This is a genomic window from Streptomyces sp. NPDC002588 (assembly GCF_040295925.1).
Classification (GTDB): domain Bacteria; phylum Actinomycetota; class Actinomycetes; order Streptomycetales; family Streptomycetaceae; genus Streptomyces.
Map to the genome: position 1 here is coordinate 253292 of NZ_JBEOWF010000004.1, position 12741 is coordinate 266032.

General features: G+C 72.3%; 15 protein-coding genes. 5 read left to right on the forward strand and 10 right to left on the reverse strand.

Annotated elements, in window-relative coordinates; translation table 11 throughout:
* Positions 1-8: 8 nt before the first annotated feature.
* From ABT057_RS07055 to ABT057_RS07065, 3 genes are read right to left on the reverse strand one after another with little or no spacing between them, the layout of a single operon-like run.
* Entirely contained in the window at positions 9-1010 is a 1002-nt protein-coding gene (locus ABT057_RS07055) for a methionine synthase (RefSeq protein ID WP_352341425.1), read from the reverse strand.
* 29 nt (positions 1011-1039) lie between these two features.
* Positions 1040-1738, reverse strand: coding sequence for an SDR family oxidoreductase (locus ABT057_RS07060; protein ID WP_352341426.1), 699 nt, complete (start codon positions 1736-1738; stop codon positions 1040-1042).
* Between the two features lie 18 nt (positions 1739-1756).
* Positions 1757-2320 (reverse strand): LOG family protein, encoded by a 564-nt coding sequence (locus tag ABT057_RS07065; protein ID WP_352341427.1) that lies wholly within the window; start codon positions 2318-2320, stop codon positions 1757-1759.
* A gap of 50 nt (positions 2321-2370) precedes the next feature.
* Here ABT057_RS07065 and ABT057_RS07070 point away from each other — a divergent pair, with 50 nt between their 5' ends.
* A complete protein-coding gene (locus ABT057_RS07070) occupies positions 2371-2694 on the forward strand; it encodes a DUF427 domain-containing protein (protein ID WP_352341428.1) in 324 nt (107 codons plus the stop codon).
* 38 nt (positions 2695-2732) lie between these two features.
* Positions 2733-3512 carry an alpha/beta fold hydrolase gene (locus ABT057_RS07075; RefSeq protein WP_352341429.1) on the forward strand — a complete coding sequence of 260 codons (780 nt, stop codon included), beginning with the start codon at positions 2733-2735 and terminating at the stop codon, positions 3510-3512.
* A gap of 16 nt (positions 3513-3528) precedes the next feature.
* Here ABT057_RS07075 and mnmA read toward each other — a convergent pair whose 3' ends face one another.
* On the reverse strand, positions 3529-4659 hold the full coding sequence (gene mnmA / locus ABT057_RS07080) for a tRNA 2-thiouridine(34) synthase MnmA (protein WP_352341430.1): 1131 nt from the start codon (positions 4657-4659) through the stop codon (positions 3529-3531).
* Between the two features lie 89 nt (positions 4660-4748).
* Between mnmA and ABT057_RS07085 the strand changes: the two genes are divergently transcribed.
* Together ABT057_RS07085 and ABT057_RS07090 are read left to right on the forward strand one after the other, a co-directional pair.
* Positions 4749-5414, forward strand: coding sequence for an N-acetylmuramoyl-L-alanine amidase (locus tag ABT057_RS07085; protein ID WP_352341431.1), 666 nt, complete (start codon positions 4749-4751; stop codon positions 5412-5414).
* A gap of 243 nt (positions 5415-5657) precedes the next feature.
* Positions 5658-7235, forward strand: coding sequence for a multicopper oxidase family protein (locus ABT057_RS07090; protein ID WP_352341432.1), 1578 nt, complete (start codon positions 5658-5660; stop codon positions 7233-7235).
* Positions 7236-7354: 119 nt separating this feature from the next.
* On the opposite strand, the gene ABT057_RS07095 is transcribed toward ABT057_RS07090, so the two are convergent.
* From ABT057_RS07095 to ABT057_RS07115, 5 genes are all read right to left on the reverse strand, one after another.
* A complete protein-coding gene (locus ABT057_RS07095) occupies positions 7355-8494 on the reverse strand; it encodes an FG-GAP repeat domain-containing protein (protein WP_352341433.1) in 1140 nt (379 codons plus the stop codon).
* Between the two features lie 49 nt (positions 8495-8543).
* Complete coding sequence (locus ABT057_RS07100; RefSeq protein ID WP_352341434.1) at positions 8544-9572, reverse strand: formylglycine-generating enzyme family protein; 1029 nt, start codon at positions 9570-9572, stop codon at positions 8544-8546.
* A 197-nt stretch (positions 9573-9769) separates the two neighbouring features.
* Complete coding sequence (locus ABT057_RS07105; protein ID WP_352341435.1) at positions 9770-10939, reverse strand: cysteine desulfurase family protein; 1170 nt, start codon at positions 10937-10939, stop codon at positions 9770-9772.
* Positions 10940-11013: 74 nt separating this feature from the next.
* Positions 11014-11292 carry a DUF4190 domain-containing protein gene (locus tag ABT057_RS07110; protein WP_352341436.1) on the reverse strand — a complete coding sequence of 93 codons (279 nt, stop codon included), beginning with the start codon at positions 11290-11292 and terminating at the stop codon, positions 11014-11016.
* 31 nt (positions 11293-11323) lie between these two features.
* Entirely contained in the window at positions 11324-11485 is a 162-nt protein-coding gene (locus ABT057_RS07115) for a hypothetical protein (protein ID WP_352341437.1), read from the reverse strand.
* Positions 11486-11618: 133 nt separating this feature from the next.
* Between ABT057_RS07115 and ABT057_RS07120 the strand changes: the two genes are divergently transcribed.
* Complete coding sequence (locus ABT057_RS07120; protein ID WP_352341438.1) at positions 11619-12245, forward strand: TetR family transcriptional regulator; 627 nt, start codon at positions 11619-11621, stop codon at positions 12243-12245.
* A gap of 95 nt (positions 12246-12340) precedes the next feature.
* On the opposite strand, the gene ABT057_RS07125 is transcribed toward ABT057_RS07120, so the two are convergent.
* Positions 12341-12700, reverse strand: a complete 360-nt coding sequence (locus tag ABT057_RS07125; protein WP_352341439.1) for a hypothetical protein — start codon at positions 12698-12700, stop codon at positions 12341-12343.
* Between the last annotated feature and the right edge of the window lie 41 nt (positions 12701-12741).

A 12741-nucleotide genomic window follows, 5' to 3' on the forward strand; every position in this document is an offset into this window, starting at 1 on the left:
TCCTCCCGTTACTCTGGGTTGTCCGCGAGAGATCTCGCCGCCTGGGCGCAGTGGGCGAGAGCCCGGCGGGCGTACGCGGGAGAAGCCCCCGCGAGGCCGCACGCCGGTGTGACGGTGACCGCCTCCGCGAGAAGCCCCGGTTGCAGTCCCAGCCTGCGCCACAGCGTCCTGACACCCATGACGCTACCGGCAGGGTCTGACAATGCGGAGTCCGTGCCCGGCACGACACCGGCGAACAGGTGGGTGCCGCCTTCGACCGCCTCCCCGATCGCGTCCTCGTCACGCTCGGTGAGCAGCGAGAAGTCGAAGGAGATCCCGGCGGCCCCGGCCCGGCGCAGAAGCGCGAAGGGGACGTCGGGTGCGCAGGAGTGCACCACGACGGGGCCCTCGCCGCGCGCCCCGGCCACGTCCCGCAGGGTGGCCTCCACGACCTGCCGGTCCACGGCGCGATGGGTGCGGTAGCCGCTGGCGCTCCGCACCCGGCCCAGCAGTACGGCGGTCAGGGAGGGCTCGTCGAGCTGGACCACGAGCCGGGCCCCGGGGATGCGTCGCGACACCTCGGCGAGATGCAGCCGCAGCCCCTCGGCCAGCGACGCGGCCAGGTCGCGGCAGGCGCCGGGGTCGGAGAGGGCGGCCTCGCCGTTCTTCAGTTCCAGCCCGGCGGCGAGCGTCCAGGGGCCGACCGCCTGCACCTTCAGCGGGCCCTCGTAGTCCTGGGCGAACTCCTCGAGGGCGTCGAGGTCCTCGCCCAGCCAGGAGCGGGCCCGCTTGGTGTCGCGGCCCGGGCGGTCGCCGATGCGCCAGCCGCTGGGCTCCACGCGTGCGTACAGCTCGACGAGCATCCCGGCGGTCCGGCCGATCATGTCCGCGCCGGGGCCGCGGGCCGGGAGCTCGGGCAGGAACGGGAAGTCGTCGAAGGACCCGGTGGCGGCCTTGGCGGCCTCCCGGGCATCACCGCCGGGGAGGGAGCCGACGCCGGTGGCGGGGCCGTAGCTGAATTTGGCGTTCACAGGTGCAGCCTACGTAGCCGGACGGTTCGTCAGCGCCCCGGTCGTACCGTCAGGTCGTTGACCTCGGCGTCCCTCGGGAGGTCCAGCGCCATCAGGACCGTCGTCGCCACCGACTCGGGGTCGATCCACTCGGCCGGGTCGTACTCCTTGCCCTCCTGCTGGTGCACCTTGGCCTGCATGGGGCTGGCGGTGCGGCCGGGGTAGACGGAGGTGACGCGGACGCCGTTCCCGTGCTCCTCGTTCCGCAGGGAGTCGGCGAGGGCCTTCAGGCCGTGCTTGGAGGCGGCGTACGCGGACCACCCGGCGCTCGCCCTGAGGCCCGCGCCGGAGTTGACGAACACCACATGGCCGCGCGTGGCCCGCAGCTGGGGCAGGAAGTGGCGGGTCAGCTCGGCGGGGGCGATCAGGTTGACGTTGAGCTGGTGGCGCCAGGTCCTGGGGGTCAGGTCGCCGACCGGGCCGAGGTCGACCACCCCGGCGATGTGCAGCAGGGAGTCCACCCGGTCGGGGAGCGTCTGGTGGGAGAAGGCCCAGCTCAGCTTGTCGGGGTCGGCCAGGTCGCCGACGAGGGTCCGCGCGCCGGGGAAGGCGGCCGCCAGTTCCTTCGCGCGGCCCGCGTCGCGCGCGTGGAGCACGAGTTCGTCCCCGCGCGCGTGCAGCCGGCGGGCGACGGCCGCACCGATGCCGGAACCGGCTCCGGTGATCACATGAGTAGCCATGCCCGCCATGCTCGCATCACCGGCGGCTCACACGATGCCCGTGCCCGCGGCGGTGGCCGCTGATGTCACGGTCTCCAGGTAGGCCAGCGCCCCCACCGGCTCCTCCGCGAAGAACACCAGGTCGATGACGGGACGGGGCAGGAAGCCCTCGTCCTCCATCCTGCGGAACTGCTCCTTCAGACCGTCGTAGAAGCCCGCGGTGTTCAGCAGCACGACCGGCTTGTCGGTGTGACCGTGCTTCTTCAGCTCCAGGATCTCGGTGGCCTCGTCCAGCGTCCCGGTCCCGCCGACCATGATCACCACCGCGTCGGCCTTCTCCAGGAGCAGCCTCTTGCGCTCGGCGAGGTCCTTCGCGATCACCATCTCGTCGGCGCCCGTGCGGGCCTTGGCCGCGAGGAAGTCCACCGACACCCCGCACAGCCGGCCGCCGGCCTGCTGCACCCCGTCGGCGACCACCTTCATCAGGCCGACGTCCGATCCGCCCCACACGAGGGTGTGGCCGCCCTTGCCCAGCAGTTCCGCGAACTCGCGCGCGGGACGCGTGTAGCGGTCGTCGAGGTCGGCGGCGGAGAGAAAGACACATATACGCATGCCGTCACCGTACGCGGGAAGAACCGGGCGTCCGCGAGTGCTTTTCCTGCATGACCCAAGGACACACGATCACCATCGAGCAGAGCGACCGGCACATCAGGGTCGTCCACGGCGACCACGTGCTGGCCGACACCGACCGGGCCCTCGCCCTGCGCGAGACCGGCTGTCCGGTGCGCTACTACATCCCCGAGGCGGATGTGCGGCTCGACCTCCTCACCCCGTCCGACACCCACACCTACTGCCCGTTCAAGGGCACGGCCTCCTACTGGTCGCTGCCGGACGCGCCCGACCTCGTCTGGTCCTATCCCGACCCCAAGCCCGACGTCGCCGCGATCAGGAACCACCTCTGCTTCTACGAACCGGAAGTGTCGTAGGCCGATGACCGCCGTACCGTGCGGCAGTCTGCTCTGACATGGACAAGAAGACCATTTCGCGCGACGGCACCGAACTCGCGTACGGACGCGCCGGGCAGGGCCCCGCGGTCATCCTGGTGAGCGGGGCGATGTCCACGGGCGGCACCGTGGCACCCCTGGGCGGGCTCCTCGCACACCGCTGCACGGTCCTCTGGTACGACAGGCGGGGCCGCGGCGGAAGCGGTGACACGGCCCCGTACGCGGTGGAGCGCGAGGTCGAGGACCTGGCCGCGCTCATCGACGCGGCCGGCGGCGAGGCCTCGCTCTACGGCATCTCCTCGGGCGGCGCGCTGGCGCTGGAGGCCGCCGCGAGCGGGCTGCCGGTGCGGCGGGTGGCGGTGTACGAGACGCCGTACGCGGTCGACGAGGAGGCGGTGCGCGGTCGCGCCGAGTACGGCGAGCGGCTCGCCGACGCGCTGGCGAAGGGGCGGCGCGGGGACGCCGTGGAGCTGTTCCTGCGGCTGACGGGCCTGGCCGAGGAGATGATCCAGCGGGCCCGCCAGTCCCCCATGTGGGCCGGCATGGAGGCGATCGCGCCGACGCTGGCCTACGACGACGCGGTGATGGGCGGCGGCCGGGTGCCCCGGGAGCGGCTGGCCTCGGTCGGTGTGCCGGTGCTGGCCGCGGCCGGCGGGGAGAGCCCCCACTGGCTGCGGGAGGCCACGCGGGCGGTGGCGGACGCGGTGCCGCAGGGGACGTACCGGACGCTGGAGGGGCAGACCCACATGGTCGATCCGAACGTCCTCGCGCCGGTGCTGGCCGAGTTCTTCGACCGGTAACCGGTCACGGGACGGATCAGGCCACCCCCGCCGTCGCCCGCACCGTGGACGCGATCGTCGCCGAGCCCACCACGCGTGTGTCGTCGTACAGCACGATCGCCTGGCCGGGGGCGACGCCCCGGACGGGCTCGGTGAAGGAGACCCGCAGCTCGTCGTCGACCAGCTCCGCCGTCACCTCGGTCTCGCCGCCGTGGGCGCGGAGTTGGGCGGTGTAGGTGCCGGGGGCGGTGGGGGCCGCTCCGCACCAGCGGGGGCGGACGGCGGTGAGGCCGGTGACGTCGAGCGAGGCGGCGGGACCGACCGTGACCTTGTTGTCGACCGGCGAGATGTCGAGGACGTAGCGCGGCTTGCCGTCGGCGGCCGGGGTGCCGATGCGCAGCCCCTTGCGCTGGCCGATGGTGAAGCCGTACGCGCCGTCGTGGGTGCCGATCTTCGCTCCCGACTCGTCGACGATGTCGCCCTCGGCCCTGCCCAGCCGCTTCGACAGGAAGCCCTGCGTGTCGCCGTCGGCGATGAAGCAGATGTCGTGGGAGTCGGGCTTCTTGGCGACCGCGAGGCCGCGGCGCTCGGCCTCCGCGCGGATCTCGTCCTTCGTGGTCACCGTGTCGCCGAGCGGGAACAGGGCGTGCGCCAGCTGCCTGTCGTCCAGGACGCCCAGGACGTACGACTGGTCCTTGGCCATGTCGGAGGCGCGGTGCAGTTCGCGGGTGCCGTCCTCGCGGACGAGGACCTTGGCGTAGTGGCCGGTGCAGACCGCGTCGAAGCCGAGGGCGAGCGCCTTGTCGAGGAGGGCGGCGAACTTGATCTTCTCGTTGCAGCGCAGGCAGGGGTTGGGGGTGCGGCCGGCCTCGTACTCGGCGACGAAGTCCTCGACGACGTCCTCGCGGAAGCGGTCGGCGAGGTCCCAGACGTAGAACGGGATGCCGATGACGTCGGCGGCGCGGCGGGCGTCACGGGAGTCCTCGATGGTGCAACAGCCCCGCGCGCCCGTGCGGAAGGACTGCGGGTTCGCGGAGAGGGCGAGGTGGACGCCGGTCACGTCGTGGCCGGCTTCGGCGGCACGGGCGGCGGCGACGGCGGAGTCGACCCCGCCGGACATGGCGGCGAGTACGCGGAGGGGGCGGGGGCGCTGCGAGGTCTCAGTCATAACCCTTCCAGGGTAAGGGTCGGCGGGAACCGGAGCCCGCGAGTATCCGTTGACGATCACGTGGGGCCAGGAAAGGGACGGGACGGGTGATGGGGGCGAGGCAGAGGGACTCCGACCGCCGGATCGGGCGGCGGGCGCTGCTGGCCGGCGGGGCGGCGGCGGCCGTGGGGTCGGCGGTGCTGGCGCGCGAGGAGCTGGCGCATCTGTACTGGCGGCTGCCGGGCGTGCGGAAGTCCAGGGTGGAGGGTGCGGTCGACTTCCGGGGCGCGCGCTGGGTGGCGGCCTCGGAGGCGAACTTCCGCTGGGCGGACCGGCCGGAGGACTACCGGATCGACATGGTCGTCGTCCATGTCACGCAGGGCGATCTGGCCGGCGCGGTGAAGGCCTTCGAGGACCCGGCGCACCGGGCGGCGGCGCACTACATCGTCGGGCAGGACGGCGGCGTCACCCAGATGATCCGCGAGCTGGACGTGGCGTACCACGCGGGCAACCGGTCGTACAACGAGCGCAGTGTCGGCATCGAGCACGAGGGTTTCGTGGACCGGCCGGAGGACTTCACCGACGCGATGTACGCGGCCTCCGCGCGGCTGACCGCCCGGATCTGCGCGCGCTACGACATCCCGGTGGACCGGAAGCACGTCATCGGGCATGTGGAGGTGCCGGGGACGGACCACACCGATCCGGGCGAGCACTGGGACTGGGACCGGTATCTGCGGCTGGTCGCCGGGGCGCGTGCCGCCTCGGCCTCGGTGTGACCGTTGCCATGATTCGCCCCCCTATGATTCGGCACTGTGATACACGTCACATGTTCCCGATATCGTGAACAATTGATGAGTCTCAGCCGTCCGATGTGTCCCACACCCCGAAGATGACCTGCGACGTGCCAAGTTGGGTTTTCTTCAAGGGAGTTGGAACGCACGGTGGTCACACAGGATCCTCGGCTCGCTCCTATTTTCGGCTCAGTCTTCACATAGCCCTTACCTCAAAGCTCCACGGCCATGAGCCACACCACAGATCCCGCCTCCGGTGCGGGAGAGCAGAGCAAGGGTGCCCACGCGAGGAACGGCCGGGGCGCCAAGGGCGAGCACGCGAAGAAGACGAAGGGCCGGGGCGGCAAGGGTCTGCACCGCCGGAGCTTCCTCGGCGGAATGGCGGGCGTCGGGCTGGGCGCGGTCGGCGCGGCGGGAGCGACCTTCGCCCTGCTGACGGACGGCAGGAGCAACAAGGCGTCCGCGGCGGACGCCACCGGCACCCTCAACATCCCGGACCTGCTGGAGGCGACCACCTCCGACGGCACCACGACCTACACCCTGACCGCCAAGGCCGGCACCAACGAGGTGATCAGCGGCGTCACGAGCACCACGGCCGGCTACAACGGGTCGTACCTCGGCCCGACCATGAAGTGGACCAAGGGCGACACGGTCCTGATGAACTTCACCAACAGCCTGGGCGCGGACACCACGGTCCACTTCCACGGCGCCCACATCCCGGCCAAGATGGACGGCGGCCCGCAGAACGCGTTCGCCGACGGCGTGACCTGGTCGCCCACCTTCGAGGTCCTCGACGAGGCCAAGACCCTCTGGTACCACCCTCACGCGCTGGGCACCACCGCCGAGCAGGTCGTGCACGGCCTGGCCGGGATGATCATCGTCGAGGACGACTCGGACGCCTCGGCCGCGCTGCCGAGCGACTACGGCGTCGACGACATCCCGATCATCCTGCAGTGTCTGGCGGTCGACAGCGACGGCGACATCAAGTACGACGCCGCCGGTTACCGCGGCTCCACCGTGACCTTCCCGGTTCTGGTCAACGGCACCAACGTCGACTCGACCACCCTCGGCTTCACCGCCACCAAGAAGCGCACCCGCTTCCGCGTCCTGAACGCCTCCCCCGCCGACATCATGACCGTCCAGCGCAGCGACGGCGGCACGCTCACCCAGATCGCCACGGACCAGGGCTACCTCACCGAGCCCACCGAGGTGACCACGATCCGGCTGGTGGCCGGTGCCCGCGCCGAGTTCGTCCTCGACCTGGACGACGCCGTCACGCTCCAGGCCGTCGTCACCACCGGCTGGATCCGCGGCGGAAGCGGCACGTACGACTTCCTGACCGTGACCCCGGACGCCACCGACACGCCGGACGACCTGCCGAGCACGCTCAACACCATCACCCGTTACGACACGAGCGACTTCACCGCGCGGACGATCACCCTCGGCCAGAACGGGGGGACCATGCTGATCAACGGCTCGGCGGGCACCACCATGGCCGGGATGGCGATGATCAGCACCACGCTGGACTCGGAGGAGATCTGGACGATCACGAACAGCACGCAGCTGGAGCACTCGTTCCACCTGCACGACGTGCCGTACCAGGTGATGGAGATCAACGGCGAGGAGCCGACCGGTGTCGACCTCGGCTGGCGCGACACCTTCGAGGTCGTCGGCGGCGGCTCGATCAAGATCGCGATGAAGTTCACCGACTTCACCGACGACACCTACATGTACATGCTCCACTGCCATCTGCTCCAGCACGAGGACGAGGGCATGATGGCGGCCCTCATGGTCACGGAGAGCTAGGTCTCTCCGGGGCGGGCCTCCCGGCCCCGCGTGACGGGCGGGCTGCCGCCGGCAGTGGAAGTGCCGGCGGCAGCCCCTGGCCCAGCGCACCCGGACCAGGTCCATGGTGGTGGCGGTCGCTAGCAGGTTCCTGTGAACACATCCACCTGTCCCGCGGTGCTGTTCGCCACCGCGAGGTCGCGTACCCCGTCCCCGTCGAGGTCGGCCGCCGCCGCGTCGTAGGCGCCGGGGGCGGCCAGTTCGGCGAGCGGGGTGAGCGGGCCGCCCGCGGTGCCCCGGAAGAGGGTGACGGAGCCGCCGCGCAAGGAAGAGACCATCACGTCCGTCCGGCCGTCTCCGTCGAGGTCGGCCGCGCCCACCGCGACCGGCAGCGCGGAGGTGGTGTAGGTGGTGGCCGCGGCGAAGGTCCCGTCGCCGGTGCCGAGCAGCACGTCCAGGGCGTTCGCCCCGTTGCTGACCGTGGCCAGGTCGAGGATGCCGTCGCCGTCGAAGTCACCCTCGGCGAGCGAGTACAGGCGGGCGGTGGCCGCGTACTCGGTGGAGTCGCCGAGGCCGCCCGTGCCGTCGCCGGGCAGCACACTCACCCCGGCGCCGCCGACGCTCGCGGTGGCCACGTCCGGCGCTCCGTCGCCGTCGAAGTCGCCGACGACGACCCCGTGCGGCTGACTGCCGGTGGCCGTCTGCCCCCGGTCGTCGAAGGTGCCGTCCCCGCGCCCGAGCAGGACGCGCACGGTGCTCGGGCCCTGTTCGGCGACGACGAGGTCGGCCGCGCCGTCCCCGTCGAGGTCACCGGTGGCGAGGGCCCGCGGCGAGGCGCCGACGTCGATCGCGGAGACGGTCCCGAACGTCCCGTCCCCCTCGTTCAGCTCCACACCGACCTGGGCGCCGCCGAAGTCGGCGGTCGCGAGGTCGGGGGCGCCGTCGCCGTCGAAGTCGGCGACCACGGTCTGGTACGGGCGCGTCCCGACGGCGTAGGCGGTGCCCTCGCCGAAGGTCCCGTCGCCGGCGCCGGGCAGCACGGTCACCGAGTCGGCGTCGAGGTTGGACGCCACGACGTCCTGTGTCCCGTCGCCGTTCAGGTCGGCGGTGGCGATGTGGCGGGTCTGCGCGGCGGCCGTCGCCGAGGCGGTCAGGGCGTACGACGGGCCGCCCTCGCAGGAGGGGTCGGCGCCCGGCGCGGCTGCGGCGGCCGGTGTCGCGGCCAGCGCTCCGGCGAGGAGCACGGCGGCCGCGGCGAGGCGGCACTTCGACGAGGGCATGGGTGTCCTTCGCGGTCGTGGGGGATCAGCCGGGGTCTGTGCCGGGGGATCAGCCGGGGTCGGCGGCGACGCGGAAGCCCACTGTGGGGTAGCCGCCACTGCCGTCGCGGCCCTCGCCCCGGTACCAGGTGGCGCAGCTGCGGGCGGTCGCGTACCAGGAGCCGCCGCGCACGGCGTTGACCTCCAGGCCGGCCTCGGCGCCGTTGGTGGCCATGACGACGCTGGAGGTCCACTCGAAGCAGTTGCCCGCCATGTCGTAGGCGCCGTGGACGCTCACGCCGTCGGGGTACGCGCCGACGGCCGAGGTGTTGCCCCCGGCCTCGGTCAGCGCGTCGAAGACGTCGGTGTAGACGAAGCCGGTCCAGGTGGAGTGGTCGATCCAGCCGCTCACCCCGCCGGTGGCGGTGACGGAGAGGATCTCGGAGATCGGCTCGCTCTCGCCGTACCGGCTGGAGTCGGGGTGGTCGTAGGTCGCCTGGGTGGGGCCGAAGTGGGCGAGGTAGTACGCGGCGCACACCGCGTTGTAGTTGTATCTGCTGGTCAGCGTGGCGCCGTCGTAGGTGGTGCCGGCGCTCTCACCCCACGGGTAGGCATAGGCCTCGGGGCCGCGGGCCGCGTTCTCCCACTCCGCCTCGGTCGGCAGCCGAAAGGTCCAGCCTTCGGCCCGCGCGCTGAGCCAGGCACAGTACGCCTCGGCGTCCGTCAGGGATATCCGGAGGACGGGGTGCTGCTCCCTGCCGGAGGGTACGGCGCCGTCGTCCCAGTAGGCCGGGGCGTCGCGGCCGGACTCCGCGAGGAACACGGCGTACTGGGCGTTGGTGACCTGGTAGGCGCCCAGCCAGTAGGCGGAGCCGACCGGGGAGGCCTCCCCCGCGCCCCGGTTGTTGGACAGGTCTGCGGCGAACACGAAGTCCGGGTCGGCCGGGACCGCCACGAGGTCCTGTCCGGCGGCGGTCTCCTGCCCGGCCGAGGCTCCCGCGGACGGGGCCCGCAGCAGCAGGCCGGCCACGCCCGCACCGCCGAGCAGAAGCAACTTGCGCCGGGCGACGAGGCGTTCGTGCGAGGGCTCGGTGGTCATGGGACGGCCTTCGGTCGACGGCAGGGGGCGGAAGCTTGCACTGGAAGGTAGACCAGCAGCCGCCAACTGTCGACACCTAGCCGCAATATTGACAGGTGAACCCTAGATTCGCGTCAAGCGCCAAAGAGTGTCGACACTCGATGGCGCATCAAGGGATCAACGACTCCAGGGATCAGGGAATCGGGGAATCGGGGAGACTACGTCAGCCCCGCCGCGCGCGCCCGCTCCACCGCGGGACCGATGGCCTTCGCGACCGCCTCGACGTCGGCCTGGGTGGAGGTGTGGCCGAGGGAGAAGCGCAGGGTGCCGCGGGCCAGGTCGGGGTCGGTGCCGATGGCGAGCAGGACATGGCTCGGCTGGGCGACGCCCGCGGTGCAGGCGGAGCCGGTGGAGCACTCGATGCCCTGGGCGTCCAGCAGCAGGAGCAGGGAGTCGCCCTCGCAGCCCGGGAAGGTGAAGTGCGCGTTGGCCGGGAGGCGGCCCCCCGGTGCCGGATCGCCGCCGAGGATCGCGTCCGGGACGGCCGTACTGACGGCGTCGGCCAGGGAATCGCGCAGGGCGCCGATCTCGCGGGCGAACCACTCGCGGCGCTCGGCGGCGAGGCGGCCGGCGACGGCGAAGGAGGCGATCACCGGGACGTCGAGGGTTCCGGAGCGCACGTGCCGCTCCTGGCCGCCGCCGTGCAGGACGGGGACGGGGGTGTACTCGCGGCCCAGCAGCAGCGCGCCGATCCCGTAGGGGCCGCCGACCTTGTGGCCCGAGACGGTCATCGCGGCGAGGCCGGAGGCGCCGAAGTCGACGGGGACCTGGCCGAAGGCCTGGACCGCGTCGGCGTGCAGCGGGATGTCGAACTCGGTGGCGACGTCGGCGAGTTCACGGACCGGCTGGACGGTGCCGATCTCGTTGTTGGCCCACATCACGGTGGCGAGCGCCACGTCGCCGGGGTCGCGGGCGACGGCCTCGCGAAGGGCTTCCGGATGGACCCGGCCATGCGCGTCGACGGGGAGGTACTCGACGCGGGCGCCCTCGTGCTCGCCCAGCCAGTGGACGGCGTCCAGGACCGCGTGGTGCTCGACGGGGCTGGCCAGTACCCGGGTGCGGGCCGGGTCGGCGTCTCGGCGGGCCCAGTACAGGCCCTTGACGGCGAGGTTGTCGGCCTCGGTGCCGCCGGAGGTGAACACGACCTCGCTGGGGCGGGCGCCGAGCGCTTCCGCGAGGGTCTCGCGGGACTCCTCGACCGTCCGCCTCGCACGGCGGCCGGACGCGTGCAGGGAGGAGGCGTTGCCGGTGATGCCCAGGTGCGCGCTGAGTGCCTCGACTGCCTCCGGGAGCATCGGGGTGGTCGCGGCGTGGTCGAGGTATGCCATGGTGGCCACGATTCTACGGGGCCGGGCCGGGGGACCTCCGGGCAAGGTGCCCGCTCGCGGGCAGGGGCCTTCGGTCAGAAGCTCCACGACACCGTGGAGTCCGCCTGCATGAAGGCGAGCAGGACCAGCAGGTCGGCGATCCCGAGGGTGAGGCCCAGCAGCGCGCGGCCACGGCGGGAGGTGCCGCGGATCAGGGCGATCGAGGCCAGCACGATGGCGATCGGGCCGAGGAAGAGGTTGAGGACGAGCAGGCCGACGAGGCCGAGGATGAAGGACGCGACGGCCATGCCGTCGGTGTCGCGGACGCCGGTGGGGCGGGGGGCGCGGTCGTGGGCCGGGGCGGTGAGTTGCATGGCGGGTCAGCTCCTGTCGGGCGGTGGCCGGTCAGTGGGTGCGGGTGCGGCGGGCGTGGCGCTCGCGGAGCGCGAAGATGCCGAGCCAGGCGGCGATCACCACGGAGGCGACGAGCGTGAAGCCGAGCGGCGCGTGGGCGACGGTGCCCATGACGACACCGAGCAGCAGCAGAGCGGCGACGAGGAACAGCATGGGTTCGGATCCCCCTCCGGGTCGGTTCTCGTTACATTTGAGTGAACAGTTGTAGTAACAGTTGTGCACTGACTTTGAGTCTAGCGCGTCCTCCGGCTTTCCAATTACAGAGAACAGTTGTTAACTGGATGACATGAGTCACACCCTCGGCGTCCGACAGGCCCAGAAGCAGAAGACCCGGCAGTCGCTCCTGGACGCGGCGCTCGGGCTGCTGGAGGAGCAGAGCCTGAGCAGCCTGGGGCTGCGCGAGGTCACCCGCGCCGTCGGGGTCGCCCCGACCGCCTTCTACCGGCACTTCCGCTCCACGGCGGATCTCGGCGTGGCACTGGTCGAGGAGGCGCTGGGCAGTCTGCACCCGATGATCCGCACCGCGGTGACCACCGCCGAGTCGAGCGACGAACGCATCACCCGCGCCGTCGAGCTGATCGAGCGGCATGTGACCACGCAGCCGGCGCACGTGCGGTTCATCGCGCGGGAGCGGCACGGCGGCGTCCAGCCGGTGCGGGAGGCGATCCGGGACCAGCTGGGCCGGTTCGCCGAGGAGGTGAAGGACGAGCTGGCCGAGGACCCCGAGGCGAAGGGCTGGAGCGACGACGACCTGCTGATGCTGTCGCATCTGTACGTCGACCAGATGCTCATCACGGCCTCGCTCTTCCTGGAGGCCCTGGAGGCGTCGCCGCGGGAACGGGAACGCATCCGTCTGCGCGCGACCCGCCAGATGCGGCTGATCAGCATCGGCCGCCGGCACTGGCCGGACTGACCGGCCCCGGCCGCACACGGCTCGGCGCACGCGCGAGGGGCGGCGCACCCGCTCCCCGGGTGTGCCGCCCCTCGCACCGCGCAGCCGGCGGACCGTCAGCCCTGCTGCTGGGCCTGCTGGCCCTGGCCGCCGCCCGGGCCGCCGCAGCCGCCGCCCTGCCCCCCGCCGGGGCCGCCCTGACCGCCGGGGCCGCCGCTCGGCATGCCGGAGGGAACACCGGTGGGCGTACCGGTCGGGGTGCCGGTCGGCCGGCCGGAGGCCGCGGCACCGGTCGGCGCGCCCGACGGAGCGCCGCTCGGGGCGGCACCGGTCGGCATGCCGGACGGCGCCTGGCAGTTCTGCTGGCCGGAGTTGCCGCTCGAGGAGGACGAGGAGTCGCCCGAACCACAGGCCACCAGGGCGAGGGGCGAGAGCGCCAACAGCGCCACGGCGGGGAGGAGACGCACACGCTTCATGAGAGACAGCTCCAAGCGGGATGAGGGAGTCCTGAGGACGC

What these genes read in the sequence shown, in the direction of transcription:
- ABT057_RS07060 (WP_352341426.1), bottom strand. Translation starts at nt 1,738, where the DNA reads ATGGCGGGCATGGCTACTCATGTGATCACCGGAGCCGGTTCCGGCATC.
- ABT057_RS07065 (WP_352341427.1), bottom strand. Translation starts at nt 2,320, where the DNA reads ATGCGTATATGTGTCTTTCTCTCCGCCGCCGACCTCGACGACCGCTAC.
- ABT057_RS07070 (WP_352341428.1), top strand. Translation starts at nt 2,371, where the DNA reads ATGACCCAAGGACACACGATCACCATCGAGCAGAGCGACCGGCACATC.
- ABT057_RS07075 (WP_352341429.1), top strand. Translation starts at nt 2,733, where the DNA reads ATGGACAAGAAGACCATTTCGCGCGACGGCACCGAACTCGCGTACGGA.
- mnmA (WP_352341430.1), bottom strand. Translation starts at nt 4,659, where the DNA reads ATGACTGAGACCTCGCAGCGCCCCCGCCCCCTCCGCGTACTCGCCGCC.
- ABT057_RS07085 (WP_352341431.1), top strand. Translation starts at nt 4,749, where the DNA reads ATGGGGGCGAGGCAGAGGGACTCCGACCGCCGGATCGGGCGGCGGGCG.
- ABT057_RS07090 (WP_352341432.1), top strand. Translation starts at nt 5,658, where the DNA reads ATGAGCCACACCACAGATCCCGCCTCCGGTGCGGGAGAGCAGAGCAAG.
- ABT057_RS07095 (WP_352341433.1), bottom strand. Translation starts at nt 8,494, where the DNA reads ATGCCCTCGTCGAAGTGCCGCCTCGCCGCGGCCGCCGTGCTCCTCGCC.
- ABT057_RS07100 (WP_352341434.1), bottom strand. Translation starts at nt 9,572, where the DNA reads ATGACCACCGAGCCCTCGCACGAACGCCTCGTCGCCCGGCGCAAGTTG.
- ABT057_RS07105 (WP_352341435.1), bottom strand. Translation starts at nt 10,939, where the DNA reads ATGGCATACCTCGACCACGCCGCGACCACCCCGATGCTCCCGGAGGCA.
- ABT057_RS07110 (WP_352341436.1), bottom strand. Translation starts at nt 11,292, where the DNA reads ATGCAACTCACCGCCCCGGCCCACGACCGCGCCCCCCGCCCCACCGGC.
- ABT057_RS07115 (WP_352341437.1), bottom strand. Translation starts at nt 11,485, where the DNA reads ATGCTGTTCCTCGTCGCCGCTCTGCTGCTGCTCGGTGTCGTCATGGGC.
- ABT057_RS07120 (WP_352341438.1), top strand. Translation starts at nt 11,619, where the DNA reads ATGAGTCACACCCTCGGCGTCCGACAGGCCCAGAAGCAGAAGACCCGG.
- ABT057_RS07125 (WP_352341439.1), bottom strand. Translation starts at nt 12,700, where the DNA reads ATGAAGCGTGTGCGTCTCCTCCCCGCCGTGGCGCTGTTGGCGCTCTCG.